Source organism: Modestobacter sp. KNN46-3, from assembly GCF_011039295.1.
Map to the genome: position 1 here is coordinate 1 of NZ_JAAKGN010000002.1, position 16970 is coordinate 16970.

Below are 16970 nucleotides of genomic sequence, written 5' to 3' on the forward strand. Positions count from 1 at the left end.
CCTGGTCGACGCCCGGGGCCTCGCCGCTGCGGGTGGAGCCGGACGACGGCTGCCCGGGTGGGTTGTTCGGTGGGTTCGTCACGTGGCGTGGCGCCTGATCGGCGCCCCTCCCTTCGGGTCGGCGCGCGGGGGGTGGTCGTCCGGGACGGCGTGCCCACCGGCTCCTCGTCCTCGCCGTCGTCCGGCGGCACCGGGCTGGTGGGCGCGACCGGGACGGGCGTCTCCGGCTCCGTGGGCGTCGGCGTGCCCGTGGGCACGTCGTTGGGCAACGCGGAGTTGGGCACGTCGACCGTCTGCCCGTTGGGGAGCGTGACCGGCGTCGTCCAGGCCGAGTTCGCGGGTGACCAGCAGCTCCGGGTGCAGCCGGCCGGCCGTGATCAGCGAGAGCATCGCCGGGTAGTCGGCCGCCGCCATCCCGTGGCTGCCCAGCAGGGCGAGCTCGCCGGCGATCACCCGCTCCATCGGGATCTCCGGGCGGCCGAGCACCGGCGGCAGCAGCCCGACCTGCACGTGCCGCCCCCGCGGGCGGAGGCTGCGGATGGAGTTCAGGCAGGTCACGGCGGCGCCGAGCGCATCCAGCGATACGTGCGCACCGCCATCGGTCAGCTCGGCGATCGCGCCGGGGACGTCGCCGGCGCCGTCCACCGTGTGCTCCGCACCGCAGGCCCGGGCCAGCTCGAGGGCACCCGGGGCGATGTCGACGGCCACCACCCGGGCCCCGGCCGCCACCGCGACCTGGACCGCGGACAACCCGACCCCGCCGCAGCCGTGCACCGCCACCCACTCCCCGGGCCGCACCCGGCCGACGCCGGTGACGGCCCGGAAGGCGGTGGCGAACCGGCAGCCCAGGCCGGCCGCGGTGGCGAACGGCATGCCGTCGGGCAGGGCGACCAGGTTGACGTCGGCGGCGTCCAGGGCGACGTACTCGGCCAGGGAACCCCAGTGCGTGAACCCGGGCTGCGTCTGGTTCAGGCAGACCTGCCCGGCGCCCTCCCGGCACGGCCCGCAGTGCCCGCACGCGCAGACGAACGGCACGGTGACCCGGTCGCCCACCGACCAGGTCCGCACCCGGTCACCGACCGCGGCCACGGTGCCGGCCAGTTCGTGGCCGGGCACGTGCGGCAGGACGACGTCGGGGTCGTGGCCGGACCAGCCGTGCCAGTCGCTGCGGCAGATCCCGCTTGCTCCGACCCGGACGACGACGCCGTCCCGGTCGGGGGTGAGGTCGGGCACCGACCGGACCGTCAGCGGGCCACCGAACTCCTCGAACACCAACGCGCGCACCCCGACAGCCTCCCTCAGGGGGCCGGGGCGGCGGCGTCGGCCCGGCACCCGCATGGCACAGGTGTGCGCCGTCGCCTACCGTCGGCGCTACGCGGTGCTCCAGCCAGACGTAGCGCGGTCCCCTGTCGTCGCCGGTCAGACCGGCACAGCCCGGAGCAGCCCGGGACCCAGCCTGAGAGAGCAGATGACCGCCACCACCCTGGAGGGCTCCACGCCCCTCCCTGCCCGGGCGCCTCGCCCCGAGCGAGCCCGCGACCGTCAGGTCAGCGTCTACGCCGAGCTCTCGCAGCAGGTGAAGGACGCCGGGCTGCTGAACCGCCGCCGCCCGTACTACGTCGTGTCGATCGCGCTGACCGTGGCCGCCTTCGCCGGGGTCTGGGTGGCGATCGTGGCACTGGGCGACTCCTGGTGGCAGCTGGGGCTGGCCGTCGTCTTCTCGCTGGTCTGCACGCAGTTCGGCTTCCTGGGCCACGACACCGCCCACCGGCAGGCCTTCGGCTCGCACCGGGCCAACGAGTGGAACGCCCGGGTGCTCTCCTGCGGTTTCGCGGGCATCGGCTACGGCTGGTGGATGCAGAAGCACAACCGGCATCACAACGCCCCGAACCAGATGGGCAAGGACCCCGACATCGAGTCCGCGGTGCTGGCCTTCACGCCGGACGACGCCGAGGACCGGATGAGCGGGCTGCGTGGCTGGTGGACCCGGCACCAGGGCTGGGCGTTCTTCCCGCTGCTCTGCTTCGAGGGCGCGGCCCTGCACGCCAACAGCCTGGCCACCCTGGCCCGCGAGAAGGCGATGCCGCACCGCCGGCTGGAGATCGCGATCATCGCGGCCCGGCTGGGGCTCTTCGTCGCCGCGGTCTTCCTGATCATGCCGCCGCTGCTGGCCGTGGCGTTCATCCTGGTCCAGCAGGCCGTGTTCGGTCTGCTGCTGGGTGGTTCGTTCGCGCCCAACCACAAGGGCATGCCGATCGTCCCGAAGAACGCGAAGGTCGACTTCCTGCGCCGTCAGGTGCTCATGTCGCGCAACATCAAGGGCGGCCGGGTCACCGACTTCATGATGGGCGGCCTGAACTACCAGATCGAGCACCACCTCTTCCCGAGCATGCCGCGGCCGAACCTGAAGAAGGTGCAGCCGATGGTGCGCGCGCACTGCGCCCAGTACGGCATCAGCTACACCGAGACGTCGCTGGTCGGCTCGTACCGGATCGTCGTCCAGTACCTGAACCGCGTCGGGCTCGGCGAGCGCGACCCGTTCGTCTGCCCGCTGACGGCCTCGATCCGCAACTGACGTCGGGCTCCGCTGCCTCACCGGCAGCGGGGCCTCATCGTCCGGTGAACAGCAACAGCAGGACGACGAGGACGAAGAACCCCGCCAGGGCGAGCAGCCCGGCCCGGTGCCGACGCTGCGACCGCTCACCGTCCAGCACCCAGCCGTGGACGTCGCCGATGTCGGCGGGGGCCCGCCCGGCGAGGTCGCCCACCCGGGCCGCCGCGGTTCCGCCGTCCACCTCGAGGAGCTCGCCCAGCCGGCCGAGCCCGTCGGCGATGCGCGCCCGGACGTCGGCCACCGGCGCGCCCAGCGCGTCGGCGACTGCCGCCTCCGACAGGTCCGTGCCGTACCGGAGTGCGAGGGCCGCCCGCTGCCGCGGGAGCACGTGGGCCAGCGCGGCCGCCGTCTCGTCCGACGGGACCGGATCCGGGTGCGCCGAGGCGAAGCCGGGGATGCCGGTGGTGCCGGCCATCAGCCGGGAGTCGGCGAGCACCGCACCGAACCGGCTCCACCGCCGGCCCAGGTGCGCGGCCACCAGCTCCCGCCGGAGGGCGGCCGCCGCCTCCTCCCGGTCCGCGAGCCGGTCCCAGCGGCCGTGGACGGCGATCAGCGCCTCCTGCAGCAGGTCCCCGGCCGCGCGGCCGTCACCGGTCAACAGGTACGCCGTGCGGAGGGACGGCGTCGACTCCGCGGCGACGAACTCCTCGAACGCCCCAGCGGTCATGCGCTCCCCGGCGACGCCACCGGCTCGGACCAGCCGGCCACGTGACCGAGCCAGGCGAGCCCCAGCCACGCGCCGGTCAGTGACCCGTGCGCCGACCCGTCGCTGACGGTCAGCGTCCACTCCGCCTCCGGGTGGCGGGGCGAGCGCGAGCCGGTTCCGGGCACCGCCGCCACCACCCGCCACGCCTCGACCGGCAGCCGTCGCGCCGGCCTCCCCGCCGGGGTCGCCCAGACCCCGGTCCGCGTCGCCTGCACCGGCTCCGACGGGCCGGACTCGGGCATTCGCAGGGTCAGCGGACCGAGGTCCAGGTAGTCGTCCGGGTCGGCCGGCAGGGTCCACCCGGGTCGACGAGCCCCGGTCCCGGCGTCCGCGCCCAGGGTCGCCAGCGCGGAGACCAGATGGACGACCCCGCCGAGGAACCGGCCGGCCCGCCGGGCCGCTGAGGTGTCATCGACGGTCCAGGAGACCTGACGGCGCAGCTCCTCGGCGCTCATCCGCTCAGCCCGCCTGCTGCACCCGGCGGACGGCGCGGTGCTGGTCGAGCCGGTCGGTGTAGCTCTTCGCGTTCAGCTCGATCGCCGTGCGGTCGTCCTCGGTGGTCTCCCGCCGCACCTTGGCTGGCACCCCGGCGACCAGGGAGTTCGGCGGGATCTGCGCGCCCTGCATGACCACGGCGCCGGCGGCGACGATCGAACCGGAGCCGATGTGCGCGCCGTTGAGGACGGTGCTGCCCATGCCCACGAGCACGTGGTCGTCGACCCGGGCGCCGTGCAGCACGACGTTGTGGCCGACGGTCACGCCGCGACCGATCACCAGCGGGTGCCCGGGGTCGCTGTGCAGGGTGGACCCGTCCTGGACGTTGGAGTCCGCACCGATCTCGATGACCTCCGAGTCGGCCCGGGCGATGGCGCCGTACCAGATGCTGGCCCGCGGCCCCATCCTCACCTTGCCGACCACGACGGCCGTGGGGGCGACGAACGCCTGCTCGTCGATCTCCGGGGCACCGAAGTCGAGGGCTCCGATGTAGCTGTCAGCCACGTTGCTGCACTCCTCACCGAGGTCGCGGGCGGTTCCCGCTGCTGGGCGCAGCAGATCACACCGGGCCGTCGGCGCGCCGGGTGACCACGACGTTGCGCAGGGAAGCCGTCGGGACCAGCCGCCAGCTCAGAGGTCCACCTCGGCCATCACCCGGGGGATCTCCGGTGGCAGCTCGCGGGCGAGGAAGCCCAGCTGCCCGACGGTCGCGGCCAGCCGCTCACCGGCCCGGCCGTGCAGGTGCGCGGCCCAGACGGCCGCCTGGGCCGGCTCCGCGCCCCGGGCCAGCAGCCCGGCGACGATCCCGGCGCGCACGTCGCCGGAGCCGGAGACCCCCAGCCCGGCACCCCCGCTCTCGTCGGCCCAGAGCCGCCCGTCGGGTGCGGCGATCCAGCTGGTCACCCCGCCCAGGCCGACCACGGCGCGGGTCTGCTCGGCCAGCCGCTGGGCGGCACCCGCCGGGTCGTCGTCCACCTCGTCCGGTTCCACGTGCAACGCGATCGCCAGCTCGGCCGGGTTGGGGGTGAGCACGACGTTGCTGCCCAGGTGGTGCAGGCAGGCCGGGTCGGCGGTGACGGCGGCCAGCCCCAGCGCGTCCAGCGCCACCGGCCCCTCGAGCTCGGGCAGCAGCTGTTCGACCAGGCTCCGGGTCTCCGGCTCGTCGGCCATGCCTGGACCGATCAGCACCGCCGAGGCCTGCTGGGCCAGGTCGAGGAACAGCTCGGCCGAGGAGCCCCGGATGGCGCCGGCCTCGGTGGACGGCACGCCGCGGACCAGCGCCTCGGGCAGCGAGATGGAGACGTGCGGGGCGACCTTGGACGGGACGACGACCTGGAGCTTCCCGGCCCCGGAGCGCAGCGCGGCCTCGGCGGCCAGCAGGACGGCGCCCACGGTCTCGGTGCTCCCGCCGACGACCAGGATCGAACCGCGGGCCTCCTTGCCGCCGGTCGGCTCGGGCAGTCGCCAGTCGCGGAGCACCTGGGGGCTGACCAGGGTGTGGTCAGGCCGGGGACGGGACATCGGTCTCCTCGGTCACGGGGGCGCCCTCGCCCCGGTCGGCGTCGTCCAGGTGGTCGACGCCGTTGAAGCCGGCAAGCCGGAACAGCCCGCCGTCGGCGGACTCGTAGCGGGTCACGGACGTGTTGGCGACCTGCTCGGCCCGGTCGATGTCCAGCAGCTGCTGCTCGGAGAGCTCCTCCAGCACGTACCGGAAGACCATGATCACGGCCTGGTGCGAGACGCAGAGCAGCCGCTCGCCGTCGTGCCGCAGCGCCTCGGTGGCCAGCAGGCTGCGCACCCGCAGGGCGACGTCGGCCCAGCTCTCCCCGCCCGGTGGCCGGTAGTAGAACTTGCCGAGCAGCTCCCGGCGGCCGGCCTCGTCCGGGTGCTCCTCGCGGATGCCCTGACCGGTCATGCCGTCGAAGACGCCGAAGTCCCGTTCCCGCAGCCGCTCGTCGTAGCGGACGGTCAGGTCCAGCCCGCTCGCCGCCACCGCCCGCCGGGCGGTCTCGGCCGCGCGGCTGAAGGGCGAGCTCAGCACGGTGGTGGGGCGCTCGTCCGCCGGCAGCCCCGCCAACCACGCGCCGAGGGCGTCGGCCTGCCGCTCGCCGGTGTCCGACAGCGGGACGTCGGGGTCGCGGACGTCGAGCTCCAGCCGGCCAGAACCGGTCTCGTGCGCGTGCGCATCGGCCAGGTTGCCCACGCTCTCGCCGTGCCGGACCACCCACAGGGCAGTGGGGCCAGGTGCCCGTGCCATCCGTCGTCCCGTCCGTCGTCGCGGCGCCTCTGCTGGGCGCCGTCCGCCCTGCGGTAGCCGACCGGCCGCCCGGACAAACCGGACGCCGGGCCCCCTGGACGGCGCGGGTGCGGCTGCGGACGATGGCCGGCGTGGCCGACGAGAGCACGTTCGAGACCCGGGTGTTCGCGACCCCCGCCGACTTCGACGCCTGGCTGGCCACCGAGCACGACCGGGCGCCGGGCCTGTTCCTGAAGATCGCCAAGAAGTCGGCCGGCATCCCCTCCCTGACCGCGGCCGAGGCGGTCGAGGTGGCGCTCTGCCACGGCTGGATCGACGGCCGGGCCAACCGCGTGGACGACGACTGGTTCACCGTCCGGTACACGCCGCGGCGGCCGAAGAGCGTCTGGTCGCAGAAGAACGTGCAGACGGTGGCCCGGCTGGTCGCCGAGGGCCGGATGCGCCCGGCGGGGCTCGCCGCGGTGGAGGCCGCGCAGGCCGACGGCCGGTGGGACCGCGCCTACGCCGGGCCCGCCACGATCACCGTGCCCGACGACCTGGCCGCCGCACTGGCGGCGGCCCCCGCCGCCCAGGAGGCGTTCGCCGGGCTCGACGGGGCCAACCGGTACGCCGTGCTGTGGCGGGTGCACACCGCCGCCACGCCGCAGACCCGGGCCAAGCGGATCGCGGCCTGCGTGCAGCTGCTCGCAGAGGGTCGCCGCTTCCACGACTGATCCGGCAGGGACTGCACCTGAGAGCAGTCCTGGCCACGAACTCCCCGTTCCAGCAGGATGCCCCTATGAACGTCTTAGAGTTCGCGCAGCAACTGCCCTCGGCCCCGCCACCACCAGTCGTCGATGAGTCTCGCGGACTCAGCCGGGTTGCCAACATTCGTCAGGATTTCGTCGCACCAAATTTGCTGGAACGGGAGGGCCCGCAAAACGCTCCGGCTGTTCTGATTATAGCCCCAGCGGCGGCGGGAAAGAGTACGGCAGCGGAAGCCATAGCAGCATCCAGCAACGGCCTACTGGCCGACCTAGCCGGGCAGCGAGTCGCCGACGGGTCCTTCGTGGGACTACTCGACGAGGGGCTAGGCGAAGATGCCAGTTTGACGTTCAAGCGATCACTGCGAGCAGGCCACAGCACACTTGTCCTCGACGCACTGGACGAGACGCACGTCTCGTCCAGTGAGGCAAACTTTGTCGCATTCCTACAAGGACTGGCCCGTTTCCTGCGAACGTCACAGGGCGCACGGAACGTTGTCTTGATGGCGCGCCACGAAAGCGCAGAGTGGGTCCGGTTCGCTTTCGATACCGAGAATGTCCCGATCGCCGAGCTTGAGCTTGATTACTTTAGTCGCGACCAAGCACTCGCCTACCTTGACCTGAAACTGGACGCACTGTTTCGGAAGAACGAGCGAACGCTTGCCCACCGCCAGCATCGAGAGAGCTTCCAGACATCACGCGACACCGTCCTGAGCCGCTTGGGGGAAGCTGCTGGCTATCCGACACTCGACCAAGCTTGGACTAGCGCAAACGGCCGCAGATTGCTCGGCTATTCGCCAGTGCTTGAAGGCTTGGCAACCTATCTGCACGTTCCTGACTTTCGCAACCTTGATGTGGGGCACCTGACGACTCTGACGGACACGTTCCCGGAGTGGACCCTCCTCTCGAACCTCATGCTCCGCCTACTGGAGCGTGAGCATGACAAGTTTTTGAACAACTGGCTCGACGATATCAGCCGAGCCATGTTCACAGCAGAGCAGCTCAATAACCTATACGACGTCCGAGAGCAATGCTCCCGGCTGGCCGTTCGGTCGTTTAAGCACAGCACGACGACGGATTTTGACGAGCAGGTACCAGACTCGCTCGTGGACTCATATCGTGCCGCAATCGAATCACAGCTCTCCAATCACCCGCTACTTGCCACCAACGACCAATTCGTGAACAGCACCTTCCGTGATTACGTCGCGGCGTTTGTCCTAGTCAACGGATCACATGATGAACAGCGCGCCGTTGCGCGCGTGCTCCGAGGCGGCTCCGACCTTCCCTCGCCGGGGCTGGCCCCGTTCATGCTCAGCCTCTTGGAAGACCGAGCCCTTAGCACGGAACTGCTCGATCTCGCACTAGCCTCTCTCGGCGCGAGAGAAGAGGCTCGAGCTCAATACTCCTTCAGTCTGAGGAGCCTCAGGAGTGATGGGCTACTCACGATTGAACTTGACTCGTCGATGGGCGAGGCACCAGCCGTCATGACAGTGCCGACCCACTCTCCGGGCACCGTCTTGCTGCCCGCACGGATCAAGCGCTTGGACCTGACCACGGATGACGAGGTCCGCATAGAAGGCCGATCATTACGCATCGGACCCGATGTGCAGATCGACGCCATGTTCGTGACGCTTAAGGGGGCAGAGTGTGCGATCGAGGCGCATAGGGGATTGAGTATTCGCGGTCAGATTGTGACTGCGGACTGGGACCAGCAGGTCCGCATCTCTGGCCAGGGACTGCTTATTGAAGCTGTCGAATCTGAGGGGTGGGTGCAGCGCTTCTCCAGAGAACCGTCCCTCTCGGAGGACAGGGCCGATGTTCAAGAGTATTACCACGCCCTGCGCAGACTTCTGCGCTTTTTCCGGCGGACTCAACACGTCGCGGCCGGCACATTGGCTGCCGACAAGGAGCAAATCTGGAGATTCGTGCTGCGCACCGACGACAAGGCCGACGCAATAATGAAGACCCTCACTGACGATGGTTACGTGCGCTACCACGGCCCCGAATACAGGTTAAGTCAGGACTTCTTGGCAAGCCTCGCCCTTAGCTTCGAGGACATCGGACGGGCAATAGTGACACCCGAGCTGTCACGCTTCCTGCATCGGGTCGCCCAGCAGGCCGCCGCCCCAGAGTCTCCCTAGACGAACAGCTGGCGATGTCTGCCGTACCCCTATCGGCAGGCATCGCCGGAAGCTGACTGCGGTAGTCCAGCGCGGTGCCTTCATGCTCCCTGAAAGGTCGGCATCACTGACCACCCTCCCCGACGTCACAATTTGCTGGTTAGTCGTCCACCGTCAGGCACTAAAGGGCTTCACCATGTTGCGGCGGAAGGTTAGGGTCCGAAAGGCTAGGGTCCGAGCGGGCTGGACGCTGGAACTAGCCCTGCGAGTGCGCCCATGGCAAGCCAGAATTGGTGGCTAGCTGGTCGGGGCCGTGGACAACTCAGCCGGTGACGCGGCGAGCGCTGACGTAGCCGCCCTTGTCCACGCTGGTGACCGCGACTGGGCGGCCGGAGACGCTGGCGTGCACCATCTGGCCGTTGCCGATGTACATGCCCACGTGGCTGATCGGCGAGTAGAAGAAGACCAGGTCGCCGGGCTGGAGCTCCGCCCTCGACACGGCGACGCCCAGGCTCGACTGGGCGCGGCTGGAGTGCGGCAGCGAGATGCCCGCGGCGGCGTAAGCGTACTGGGTGAGGCCGGAGCAGTCGAAGGAGTCCGGGCCTTCGGCGCCGATGCCGTACATGTCGCCGATCTGGGCGAGCGCGGTCTGCACGGCGACGCCGGCGGCGGCCGTCGGGGCCGGGGCGGGGGCCGGGACCACGTCGGGCCCGGAGATGACGTTGTGCACCCGGACCTGGTCGGCGGCCGACAGGCGGGCGAGGTCGGCCTGGTACCCGGCGAGATCGCCCTCCAGCTGCTCCTTCTGCGCCCGCAGCTCTGACTCGGCGGCGGCCGCGGCGGCCGCGGCCGCGGTGGCGTCCTGCTGCGCCTGCTCGGCCGCGGACCGGGCGGTGGCTGCCGTGGCGACGATGCCGTCGGCGTGCGTGGCCAGCTGATCGAGGGTGTTCATCTGCTGGATCAGGTCGTCGGCCGAGCCGCTGGTCAGGAAGGCGGCGAGCCGGCCGCGGGTGGTGCCGACGTACCCGGCCTGGGCGATCGACCGCAGCTGCGGCTCGAGCGCGTCCAGCTGCGCCTGCGCCTGGACGGCCGCGGCAGCGGCGGCATCCGCGGCGGCCTGGTGCTGCACGGCGGCGGCCTCGGCCTCGTGGACCTGCTCGTCCAGGGCGGTGAGCTCGAGCCCGGCGTCGGTGACGGCCTGCCTGGCCTCGGCCGCAGTGGTCGGCGCCGCGACGCCGACCGACGGGGTCAGGACGACGGCCGCGCCGACGGTCAGCGCGAGGGCGGCAGCGCGCGTCCACCGCCGGTTGGTCGATCGGTTCACTGGGCCTCCGTCTGCGCACGTTCCGCCCGGGGAGGGGCGAGGGACTCCGTGCACGTCTCGACGGACGGTAGGGAGATCGCGCTCTTGTCAAGAGGCGCGGCGCGCCGGGACCGATCGGTCCACAGTGGACCTCAGTCCCACAAGCCCCGTGCGCCTCTCCTGCCCCGCACCGGCGCGACGAGGCGGTCGGCGACGGCGCCGGTGGCGAAGGAGTAGACGGCCTTGTGCGCCACGTCGACCACCTGGTCCCGCCGGGACCAGGTCCACGGCGGCGCGCCCACGCCGGTGACGTTCTCCAGGGTCTGGTCGACCGCCAGCCGCACGGAGGTGTGCCAGGCGGAGGCCCGCACGCCGCGCAGCCCGGCCGCGGCCCAGACCCCACGCAGCGCGCCGACGGCGGCGCCGGTGCCCCAGTGCATGAGGTGGTTGCGCACCGGGGGGCGCGCGGAACCGGGGAGCCGCCGCCCGGTGGCCAGGGCGGTGAGCGTCCGGGCCGGGACATAGGAGTCCGGGCGACCGGTCACCTGCTGTTCGAGCTTCTCCCCCACCGTCATGACCGCCACCCCGGCCAGCCCGGCCACCGCACCGCGTACCGCTGCTCTCGCCCACATGGGCACCGGCCTACCCGGAGAGGAGGCCCGGCAAAGACGACGAGCCGCCCACCGGTTCCCCGGTGGGCGGCTCGGTCGGATCTGGTGGGGCTCAGCCGGCGGCAGGCTCCGAGGCGTCCAGTGCCTCGACCGCGGCGACGTCGCGCAGGATCGCGGACAGCTCGGCCGACGTCCACGCCTCACAGCAGTCGCAGGTGCCGGTCGGGGTGAAGCTGCGCAGGCCCAGGCTGCCGCCGGCCTGGTCCTCGGCGAGGGACAGCTGGCCGTCCTCCGGGTTGCGGTGGCATCGACACGACGAGGCGCACATGCCCAGGCCCCAGCCCGAGACGATCACGGACGGGCCGTTGTCGTGGACCTTGCCCACCTGGAAGATCGAGGGCTTCTGGCAGTACGTCATGTGGAGCTCCCCTCGCCGTCCTGCCGGAGAGGCAGGGGGTCGTCGTCGGCGTTCGTGGGGAAGTAGACACGAATTGCGTTTCATGTCCGTGACACAGGGGCACGAAACGCGGTTTGGTCGCCGAGTTGCGCACACCCGTCACACCCACCACGCCCATCCCGGCCGCCCCGGGGACCGCACCCCGCCCCAGCGGTGCCGTGGCGGGGGCGTCCCGGCGCGCGTGCATCCGCCGGCGACCAGCGGGGTAGGGGCCGGCCATGTCGATGAGCGCACCCATGGAGCCGAACCTGCCGAACGCGGACGACGGGATCCCCGCGGCCGATCCCGGGGCCGGGGCCCCGCCGACGGCCGAGGGCTTCGGTGTCGGGGGCGAGGAGCCGGACGCCCCTGAGGAGGGCGAGGGCGACGCCGAGGCGGCGCCGCCGACCGACACGGCCTTCCGGACCCCCGAGCCCGACGACGTCGGCCGCGGACCCGTCACCCCCTGACCGTTCCGGCCGGGCTCCACGGGGTACCCGGTCGCCATGACCGAACCCGCCGGCTCCGACCCGGCCACCGAACCCACCTCCACGGACGCCGGCACGCAGGGCCCCGAGCCGACCGGTGACCCGGTCGACCCGGCGGTCGCGACGTCGAGCCCCGACCCCGGCCAGACGGGCCGCGACCGGCGCGAGCACTGACCGGGGTCGGCCGCCCGGCCGGCGTCAGCTGGCCGGGCTGACCGAGCTCATGTTGAAGTCGGGCACCCGGAGCATCGGCATCGAGGCCCGGCTGAACCAGTCGTTCCACTCCCGCGGCAGGGTCCGCTCGGTGCGGCTGGCCTCGGTCGCCCGGCCCAGCAGGTCGACCGGCGACTCGTTGAACCGGAAGTTGTTCACCGCGCCCGTCACCTCGCCGTCCTCGACGAGGAAGACCCCGTCGCGGGTCAACCCGGTGACCAGCAGCGTCTGCGGGTCGACCTCACGGATGTACCAGAGCGTGGTCAGCAGCAGGCCGCGTCCGGTGCGCGCGATCATCTCCGCCGGCGAGGCGGTGGCGGTGGGGTCCTCCAGGATGATGTTGTCCACCGCGGCGGTCGCCGGTGCGGTCGTCCGCAGGGCCCAGGCCCGCGGCCGGATCAGGTTGGTCAGCACCCCGTCGCGGATCCAGTCGACGGCGGGCGTGGCCATGCCGTTGTCGAAGACGGAGGCGGACCCGGACGAACCGCCGACCACCTGGAACGGCGCGGTCTCCAGCCCCGGGGCGTACGGGTCGCTGCGCAGGGTGAGCGGGAGCTGGGCCAGCCGGTCCCCGATCCGGTTCCCACCACCGGTCCGGGCGTAGACGCTGCGCCCCTCGTCGGCGTCCCGGGCCTCCATCGCCCAGTAGGTGGGGATCATCAGGTCGCTCACCGTGGACGGCGGCAGGAGCGTCTCGTACCGCCCGGCCGGCAGCTCGACCCGGCGCTGCGACCAGGCCATCTTCTGCTGCACCTCGGCCGCGAGGCCGGCCACCGAGACGTCGGTGAAGTCGCGGGTGCCGACCCCGGCCCAGACGGAGCGGCCGAAGTCGGCGCTCTTCCCGTTCAGCTCGACCCGCCCGGTGGGCTGGTCGTGCCGCAGCCGCAGCCCGGTCGAGGTGCCCAGGTAGGTCGTGGCCAGCTGGTGCTCGGCGAACCCGAAGAGCAGCTCGCCCCGGTCGCGGGCGCCGCCGAAGGCCTCGCCCAGCGCGGGCGCGAAGTCGGCGAACACGCCGATGGAGGTGGTGGACGCCTCGGCGTCCCAGTCGCCCGACCCGGCGGGGGCCTCGCTGATCAGCGGCATCGCGTCCTCGGCCGGCCCGGCGTCCCGGGCGGCCTGCTCGCTCATCCGCACCAGCTCGGCGATGTCCGGGGTGCCGGTGCGGGCCACGGTGCCGGTGGCCATGCCGGCGCCGCCGTCGACGAAGGAGATGACGACGACCTGCCGCGAGCGCATCGCGCCGTTGGTGGTCAGGCTGTTGCTCGCCCAGCGGAGGTTGGCCTCCGAGCTGTCGGTGACGTAGGTGATCTGCCCATCGGCGGTCGAGGCGGCCAGCGCCCGCTCGACCAGCTCCTGAGGGGAGATGTAGGAGCTCATGACCTCATCGCTCCGCTCCTCGCTCGCTGGCGCTCGCTGCGATGCTCACTCGTCGCCTCGCTGACGCTCGTCGACATCAACGCCCGCCCTCCTGCTTCGTGTTGAGGATGGTCGTGTTCTCGAACAGCGCGGTCGGGCAGCCGTGGCTGACCGGGGCCACCTGGCCGGGCTGGGCCTTGCCGCAGTTGAAGGCGCCGCCGAGCACGTACGTCTGCGGCCCGCCGACCGCGGTCATCGAGCCCCAGAAGTCGGTGGTCGTCGCCTGGTAGGCGACGTCGCGGAGCTGACCGGCCAGCCGGCCGCCCTCGATCTTGTAGAAGCGCTGCCCGGTGAACTGGAAGTTGTACCGCTGCATGTCGATCGACCAGCTGTTGTCACCGACGACGTAGACGCCGCGCTCGACCCCGCCGATGACCTCCTCGGTGGAGGGGCCGCCGGGGGTGGGCTGCAACGACACGTTCGCCATCCGCTGCACCGGCACGTGGGCGGCGGAGTCGGCGAACGCGCAGCCGTTGGAGCGCTCCATCCCGCGCAGCCGGGCCATGTTGCGGTCGACCTGGTATCCGACGAGCACCCCGTCCCGGACCAGGTCCCACTGCTGGCCGGCGACACCCTCGTCGTCCCACCCGACGGTGGAGAGCCCGTGCTCGGCGGTGCGGTCGCCGGTGACGTGCATCAGCGGCGAGCCGTACTGCAGGGTGCCCAGCTTGTCGACGGTGGCGAAGGAGGTGCCGGCGTAGGCGGCCTCGTAACCGAGTGCGCGGTCCAGCTCGGTGGCGTGCCCGATCGACTCGTGGATGGTCAGCCACAGGTTGGACGGGTCGACGACCAGGTCGTACCGGCCCGGCTCGACCGAGGGGGCCTTGACCTTCTCCCGCAGCAGCTCGGGGAGCTCGGCCAGCTCACCGCGCCAGTCCCAGCCGGTGCCGGTGAGGTACTCCCAGCCGCGGCCCACCGGCGGGGCCAGCGTGCGCATCGACTCGAAGGTGCCGGTCGTGCGGTCGACGGTCAGCGCGGTGAACTCCGGGTTCACCCGGACGCGCTGCTGGCGGGTGCGGGTGCCGGCCGTGTCGGCGTAGAACTTCTGCTCCTTGACCTGCATCACGCTGCTCTGCACGTGCTCCACGCCGTCGGCGGCCAGCAGCCGCTCGGAGAGCTCGACCAGCAGCGCGGTCTTCTCCGCGTCCGGGACGGCGAACGGGTCGACCTCGTAGGCCGACACCCACTCGCCGTCGGCGTACACCGGCTCGGGCGCCAGCTCGACCCGGTCGGTGTTCATCGCCGCCGACACCTGGGCGACGGCGACGGCCTCCTCGGCCAGCCGGACCGCCTCGGCCGCGGTGAGCACCACACCGGCGGCGAACCCCCAGGTGCCCTCGTGCACGACCCGCACCGCCAGGCCGAGGTCCTCGCCGTCGGCCAGCGCCTCCAGCCGGGCGTCACGCAGCCGGACGGTCTGGGTGCGGATCCGCTCGACCCGCAGGTCGGCGTGCTCGCAGCCCAGGTCGACCGCGCGGGTCAGCGCCGCATCGGCCAGCGCGGACAACGGGAGGGCGAGGAAGGACTCGTCGACGGAACGGGGTTGTGCCACGGCTCCGTGTCTACCAGGCGCACCCGACAGGAGCGACGCAGTTCGTGAGCCCGGCTACCGATCCCCCGCTGTTGTGCGCGCGCCGTCGGTTCCCGGTCCGTGGAGCGACGACGAGCGCACAACAGCGGAGTGACCGACGTCCTCTGCGGGTAGCCGCCGACATGGCAGCTGACCAGGCACGCCCCGGGAACGACGTCACGCTCACCTTCGGTGGTACCGCCACCACCTTGCTGCGGATCGGGCCGTTCACCCTGCTGACCGACCCGAACTTCCTGCACCGCGGCCAGTGGGCGCACCTGGGCTACGGGCTGCGCAGCAGGCGGCTGACCGACCCGGCGCTGGTGCCCGCGCAGCTGCCCGCGCTGGACGCCGTCCTGCTCAGCCACATGCACGGCGACCACTGGGACCGGGTGGCCACCCGGTCCCTGCCCAAGGAGACCCCGGTGGTGACCACGCCGGAGGCAGCCGGCTGCCTGGGCAAGCGCGGCTTCACCGCCACGGCCGACCTGCGGCCCTGGCAGACCCACGTGCTGACCCGCGGCACGGACACGCTGCGGATCACCAGCGTGCCGGGCGTCCACGGCCCCGGCCCGCTGGCCCGGGTGCTGCCGCAGGTGATGGGCAGCGTCCTGGAGCTGGTGCTCGGCGGCGTCGCCGGCCCGGAGGTGACCTGGCGCGGCTACATCAGCGGCGACACCCTCTACCGGCCGTACCTCGGGGAGGTGCTGCAGCGCTGCGGGCCGCTGGACGCCATGGTCCCGCACCTGGGTGGCACCAAGGTCGCCGGCATCACCGTCACCATGGACGCCCGGCAGGGCGCCGACCTGGTCGAGTTGCTGCGCCCGCCGGTCACCGTGCCGGTCCATTACGACGACTACGGCCTGTTCAAGAGCCCGCTGGGCGACTTCGTCGCGGAGGTGGCCGCCCGCCGGGCCCCCGGTGAGGTGCGCATCGTGGGGCGCGGCCAGACGATCTCGCTGCGCGCCTGATCCGCCCGGGGGACGACCTGCTGACCTGGGCGGATCAGCCCGGCGGGCGACGCCCGCTGACGACGGCCGGCCCGATGCTCGTACCGCCACCGACCGGTGGCGCGAACGAGTGGAGGCACCACCGGTGGTCAGCACGAAGAAGGTCCTGCTCGGCGCCGTGACGGCGATCCTCGGCGTGGTCGGGGCGGGGTCCGCCGCGCTGGCGGTCACCATGCCGTCCGGGGTGGACGGTCCCGGCGCCGCGCTGGCCGAGCTGCAGGGCCACACCGCGACGTCCGACCACGACACCGCCGAGGACGCGCCCCGCGGCGACGTGCCGGACTGGACCCGCGCCGTCGGCTCCGACGTGACGGTGGTCCGGCCCGGGGAGGCCGCAGGCGACGACGGCGGCAGCGTCCGCGTGCACCTGACGCTGGCCGGCGGGACGTCGCTGCCGACGGACTGCACCCCGCTGGACCAGGTCGGCATGCCCTTCGACGGGGGAGGGCAGTGGCCCGACCTCGGCGACACCGCCCAGCTGTGCGAGGGCTGGGTCACCGTGCTGCTGGAGGACCAGCTCTACGCCTGGACCGACGACCAGACGCGAGGCTGACCCGGCGATCGGGCATACCGGTACGACGCGGCGGGCATCACCCCACGATGCAGCCCCTGGTCCGCGACAGTGCCGAGATCGACGCCGAGACGTGGGACGACCCGGTGCGGGGCAGGGTGTCGTTCCGGGTGCTCTTCAGCCAGGACCGGACGCCGACAGCCGCGCTGTACACCGGGCTCACCGAGCTGGCCCCCGACGGCTGGCTGGGCCTGCACCGGCACACCGCCACCGAGGTCTACCACCTCGTCGAGGGCAGCGGCGTCGTCGTCCTGGACGGGGTGGAGCACCCGGTGACCGCCGGCTCGGCGGTCTTCATCCCGGGCGACACCGAGCACGGCATCCGCAACACCGGCGAGGGCCCGCTGCGGTTCGTCTACGCGTTCCCGACCGACTCGTTCGACGACGTCCGCTACCGCTTCTCCGCGGAGGAGTGAC

General features: G+C 72.3%; 19 protein-coding genes. 8 read left to right on the forward strand and 11 right to left on the reverse strand.

Annotation, left to right across the window (positions count from 1 at the left end):
* Positions 1–78: 78 nt before the first annotated feature.
* Entirely contained in the window at positions 79–1284 is a 1206-nt protein-coding gene (locus G5C62_RS01015) for a zinc-dependent alcohol dehydrogenase family protein (RefSeq protein ID WP_241175645.1), read from the reverse strand.
* Positions 1285–1468: 184 nt separating this feature from the next.
* Between G5C62_RS01015 and G5C62_RS01020 the strand changes: the two genes are divergently transcribed.
* A complete protein-coding gene (locus G5C62_RS01020; RefSeq protein WP_164699727.1) occupies positions 1469–2575 on the forward strand; it encodes an acyl-CoA desaturase in 1107 nt (368 codons plus the stop codon).
* Between the two features lie 34 nt (positions 2576–2609).
* Here the strand turns inward: G5C62_RS01020 and G5C62_RS01025 are convergent, their stop codons facing one another.
* The 5 genes from G5C62_RS01025 to G5C62_RS01045 form a co-directional block, all read right to left on the reverse strand.
* Positions 2610–3281, reverse strand: coding sequence for a sigma factor-like helix-turn-helix DNA-binding protein (locus G5C62_RS01025; RefSeq protein WP_164699728.1), 672 nt, complete (start codon positions 3279–3281; stop codon positions 2610–2612).
* The gene (locus G5C62_RS01030; RefSeq protein ID WP_164699729.1) at positions 3278–3775 is read right to left on the reverse strand and encodes a hypothetical protein; all 498 of its coding nucleotides are present in this window, start codon (positions 3773–3775) and stop codon (positions 3278–3280) included. Before G5C62_RS01030 ends, G5C62_RS01025 begins: the two co-directional genes overlap by 4 nt.
* Before the next feature lie 4 nt (positions 3776–3779).
* Positions 3780–4319, reverse strand: coding sequence for a gamma carbonic anhydrase family protein (locus G5C62_RS01035; RefSeq protein WP_036335893.1), 540 nt, complete (start codon positions 4317–4319; stop codon positions 3780–3782).
* A 126-nt stretch (positions 4320–4445) separates the two neighbouring features.
* Complete coding sequence (locus tag G5C62_RS01040) at positions 4446–5336, reverse strand: NAD(P)H-hydrate dehydratase (protein WP_164699730.1); 891 nt, start codon at positions 5334–5336, stop codon at positions 4446–4448.
* Positions 5317–6072, reverse strand: coding sequence for a histidine phosphatase family protein (locus tag G5C62_RS01045; protein ID WP_164699731.1), 756 nt, complete (start codon positions 6070–6072; stop codon positions 5317–5319). Before G5C62_RS01045 ends, G5C62_RS01040 begins: the two co-directional genes overlap by 20 nt.
* A 131-nt stretch (positions 6073–6203) precedes the next feature.
* Between G5C62_RS01045 and G5C62_RS01050 the strand changes: the two genes are divergently transcribed.
* On the forward strand, positions 6204–6785 hold the full coding sequence (locus G5C62_RS01050; RefSeq protein ID WP_206330419.1) for a YdeI family protein: 582 nt from the start codon (positions 6204–6206) through the stop codon (positions 6783–6785).
* A gap of 65 nt (positions 6786–6850) precedes the next feature.
* Positions 6851–8956: a hypothetical protein gene (locus G5C62_RS01055; protein WP_164699732.1), complete on the forward strand. Its 2106-nt coding sequence runs from the start codon at positions 6851–6853 to the stop codon at positions 8954–8956.
* 301 nt (positions 8957–9257) lie between these two features.
* Here the strand turns inward: G5C62_RS01055 and G5C62_RS01060 are convergent, their stop codons facing one another.
* The 3 genes from G5C62_RS01060 to G5C62_RS01070 all read right to left on the reverse strand — a co-directional run bounded on the left by G5C62_RS01060 (position 9258) and on the right by G5C62_RS01070 (position 11267).
* Positions 9258–10259 carry a C40 family peptidase gene (locus G5C62_RS01060; RefSeq protein WP_164699733.1) on the reverse strand — a complete coding sequence of 334 codons (1002 nt, stop codon included), beginning with the start codon at positions 10257–10259 and terminating at the stop codon, positions 9258–9260.
* 131 nt (positions 10260–10390) lie between these two features.
* Positions 10391–10870, reverse strand: coding sequence for a hypothetical protein (locus tag G5C62_RS01065; RefSeq protein WP_036335898.1), 480 nt, complete (start codon positions 10868–10870; stop codon positions 10391–10393).
* A 91-nt stretch (positions 10871–10961) separates the two neighbouring features.
* Positions 10962–11267, reverse strand: a complete 306-nt coding sequence (locus G5C62_RS01070) for a hypothetical protein (protein ID WP_036335899.1) — start codon at positions 11265–11267, stop codon at positions 10962–10964.
* 275 nt (positions 11268–11542) lie between these two features.
* Between G5C62_RS01070 and G5C62_RS01075 the strand changes: the two genes are divergently transcribed.
* Together G5C62_RS01075 and G5C62_RS01080 are read left to right on the forward strand one after the other, a co-directional pair.
* The gene (locus G5C62_RS01075; protein ID WP_241175646.1) at positions 11543–11755 is read left to right on the forward strand and encodes a hypothetical protein; all 213 of its coding nucleotides are present in this window, start codon (positions 11543–11545) and stop codon (positions 11753–11755) included.
* A 36-nt stretch (positions 11756–11791) separates the two neighbouring features.
* Positions 11792–11947, forward strand: a complete 156-nt coding sequence (locus G5C62_RS01080) for a hypothetical protein (protein WP_156119141.1) — start codon at positions 11792–11794, stop codon at positions 11945–11947.
* Between the two features lie 24 nt (positions 11948–11971).
* On the opposite strand, the gene G5C62_RS01085 is transcribed toward G5C62_RS01080, so the two are convergent.
* Positions 11972–13363: a metallopeptidase TldD-related protein gene (locus tag G5C62_RS01085; RefSeq protein ID WP_164699735.1), complete on the reverse strand. Its 1392-nt coding sequence runs from the start codon at positions 13361–13363 to the stop codon at positions 11972–11974.
* Between the two features lie 76 nt (positions 13364–13439).
* Complete coding sequence (locus G5C62_RS01090; RefSeq protein WP_036335902.1) at positions 13440–14954, reverse strand: TldD/PmbA family protein; 1515 nt, start codon at positions 14952–14954, stop codon at positions 13440–13442.
* A 161-nt stretch (positions 14955–15115) separates the two neighbouring features.
* Here G5C62_RS01090 and G5C62_RS01095 point away from each other — a divergent pair, with 161 nt between their 5' ends.
* From G5C62_RS01095 to G5C62_RS01105, 3 genes are all read left to right on the forward strand, one after another.
* Positions 15116–15943, forward strand: a complete 828-nt coding sequence (locus G5C62_RS01095) for an MBL fold metallo-hydrolase (RefSeq protein WP_164699736.1) — start codon at positions 15116–15118, stop codon at positions 15941–15943.
* Between the two features lie 124 nt (positions 15944–16067).
* Positions 16068–16535, forward strand: a complete 468-nt coding sequence (locus tag G5C62_RS01100; RefSeq protein ID WP_036335905.1) for a hypothetical protein — start codon at positions 16068–16070, stop codon at positions 16533–16535.
* Between the two features lie 47 nt (positions 16536–16582).
* Complete coding sequence (locus G5C62_RS01105) at positions 16583–16969, forward strand: cupin domain-containing protein (protein WP_036335906.1); 387 nt, start codon at positions 16583–16585, stop codon at positions 16967–16969.
* Position 16970 lies beyond the last annotated feature (1 nt).

Bases quoted from the DNA above. Each gene is read 5' to 3' on its own strand.
- G5C62_RS01095 (WP_164699736.1), top strand. From the start codon at position 15,116: ATGGCAGCTGACCAGGCACGCCCCGGGAACGACGTCACGCTCACCTTC.
- G5C62_RS01040 (WP_164699730.1), bottom strand. From the start codon at position 5,336: ATGTCCCGTCCCCGGCCTGACCACACCCTGGTCAGCCCCCAGGTGCTC.
- G5C62_RS01065 (WP_036335898.1), bottom strand. From the start codon at position 10,870: ATGTGGGCGAGAGCAGCGGTACGCGGTGCGGTGGCCGGGCTGGCCGGG.
- G5C62_RS01105 (WP_036335906.1), top strand. From the start codon at position 16,583: ATGCAGCCCCTGGTCCGCGACAGTGCCGAGATCGACGCCGAGACGTGG.
- G5C62_RS01045 (WP_164699731.1), bottom strand. From the start codon at position 6,072: ATGGCACGGGCACCTGGCCCCACTGCCCTGTGGGTGGTCCGGCACGGC.
- G5C62_RS01030 (WP_164699729.1), bottom strand. From the start codon at position 3,775: ATGAGCGCCGAGGAGCTGCGCCGTCAGGTCTCCTGGACCGTCGATGAC.
- G5C62_RS01070 (WP_036335899.1), bottom strand. From the start codon at position 11,267: ATGACGTACTGCCAGAAGCCCTCGATCTTCCAGGTGGGCAAGGTCCAC.
- G5C62_RS01075 (WP_241175646.1), top strand. From the start codon at position 11,543: ATGGAGCCGAACCTGCCGAACGCGGACGACGGGATCCCCGCGGCCGAT.
- G5C62_RS01080 (WP_156119141.1), top strand. From the start codon at position 11,792: ATGACCGAACCCGCCGGCTCCGACCCGGCCACCGAACCCACCTCCACG.
- G5C62_RS01085 (WP_164699735.1), bottom strand. From the start codon at position 13,363: ATGAGCTCCTACATCTCCCCTCAGGAGCTGGTCGAGCGGGCGCTGGCC.
- G5C62_RS01025 (WP_164699728.1), bottom strand. From the start codon at position 3,281: ATGACCGCTGGGGCGTTCGAGGAGTTCGTCGCCGCGGAGTCGACGCCG.
- G5C62_RS01055 (WP_164699732.1), top strand. From the start codon at position 6,851: ATGAACGTCTTAGAGTTCGCGCAGCAACTGCCCTCGGCCCCGCCACCA.
- G5C62_RS01020 (WP_164699727.1), top strand. From the start codon at position 1,469: ATGACCGCCACCACCCTGGAGGGCTCCACGCCCCTCCCTGCCCGGGCG.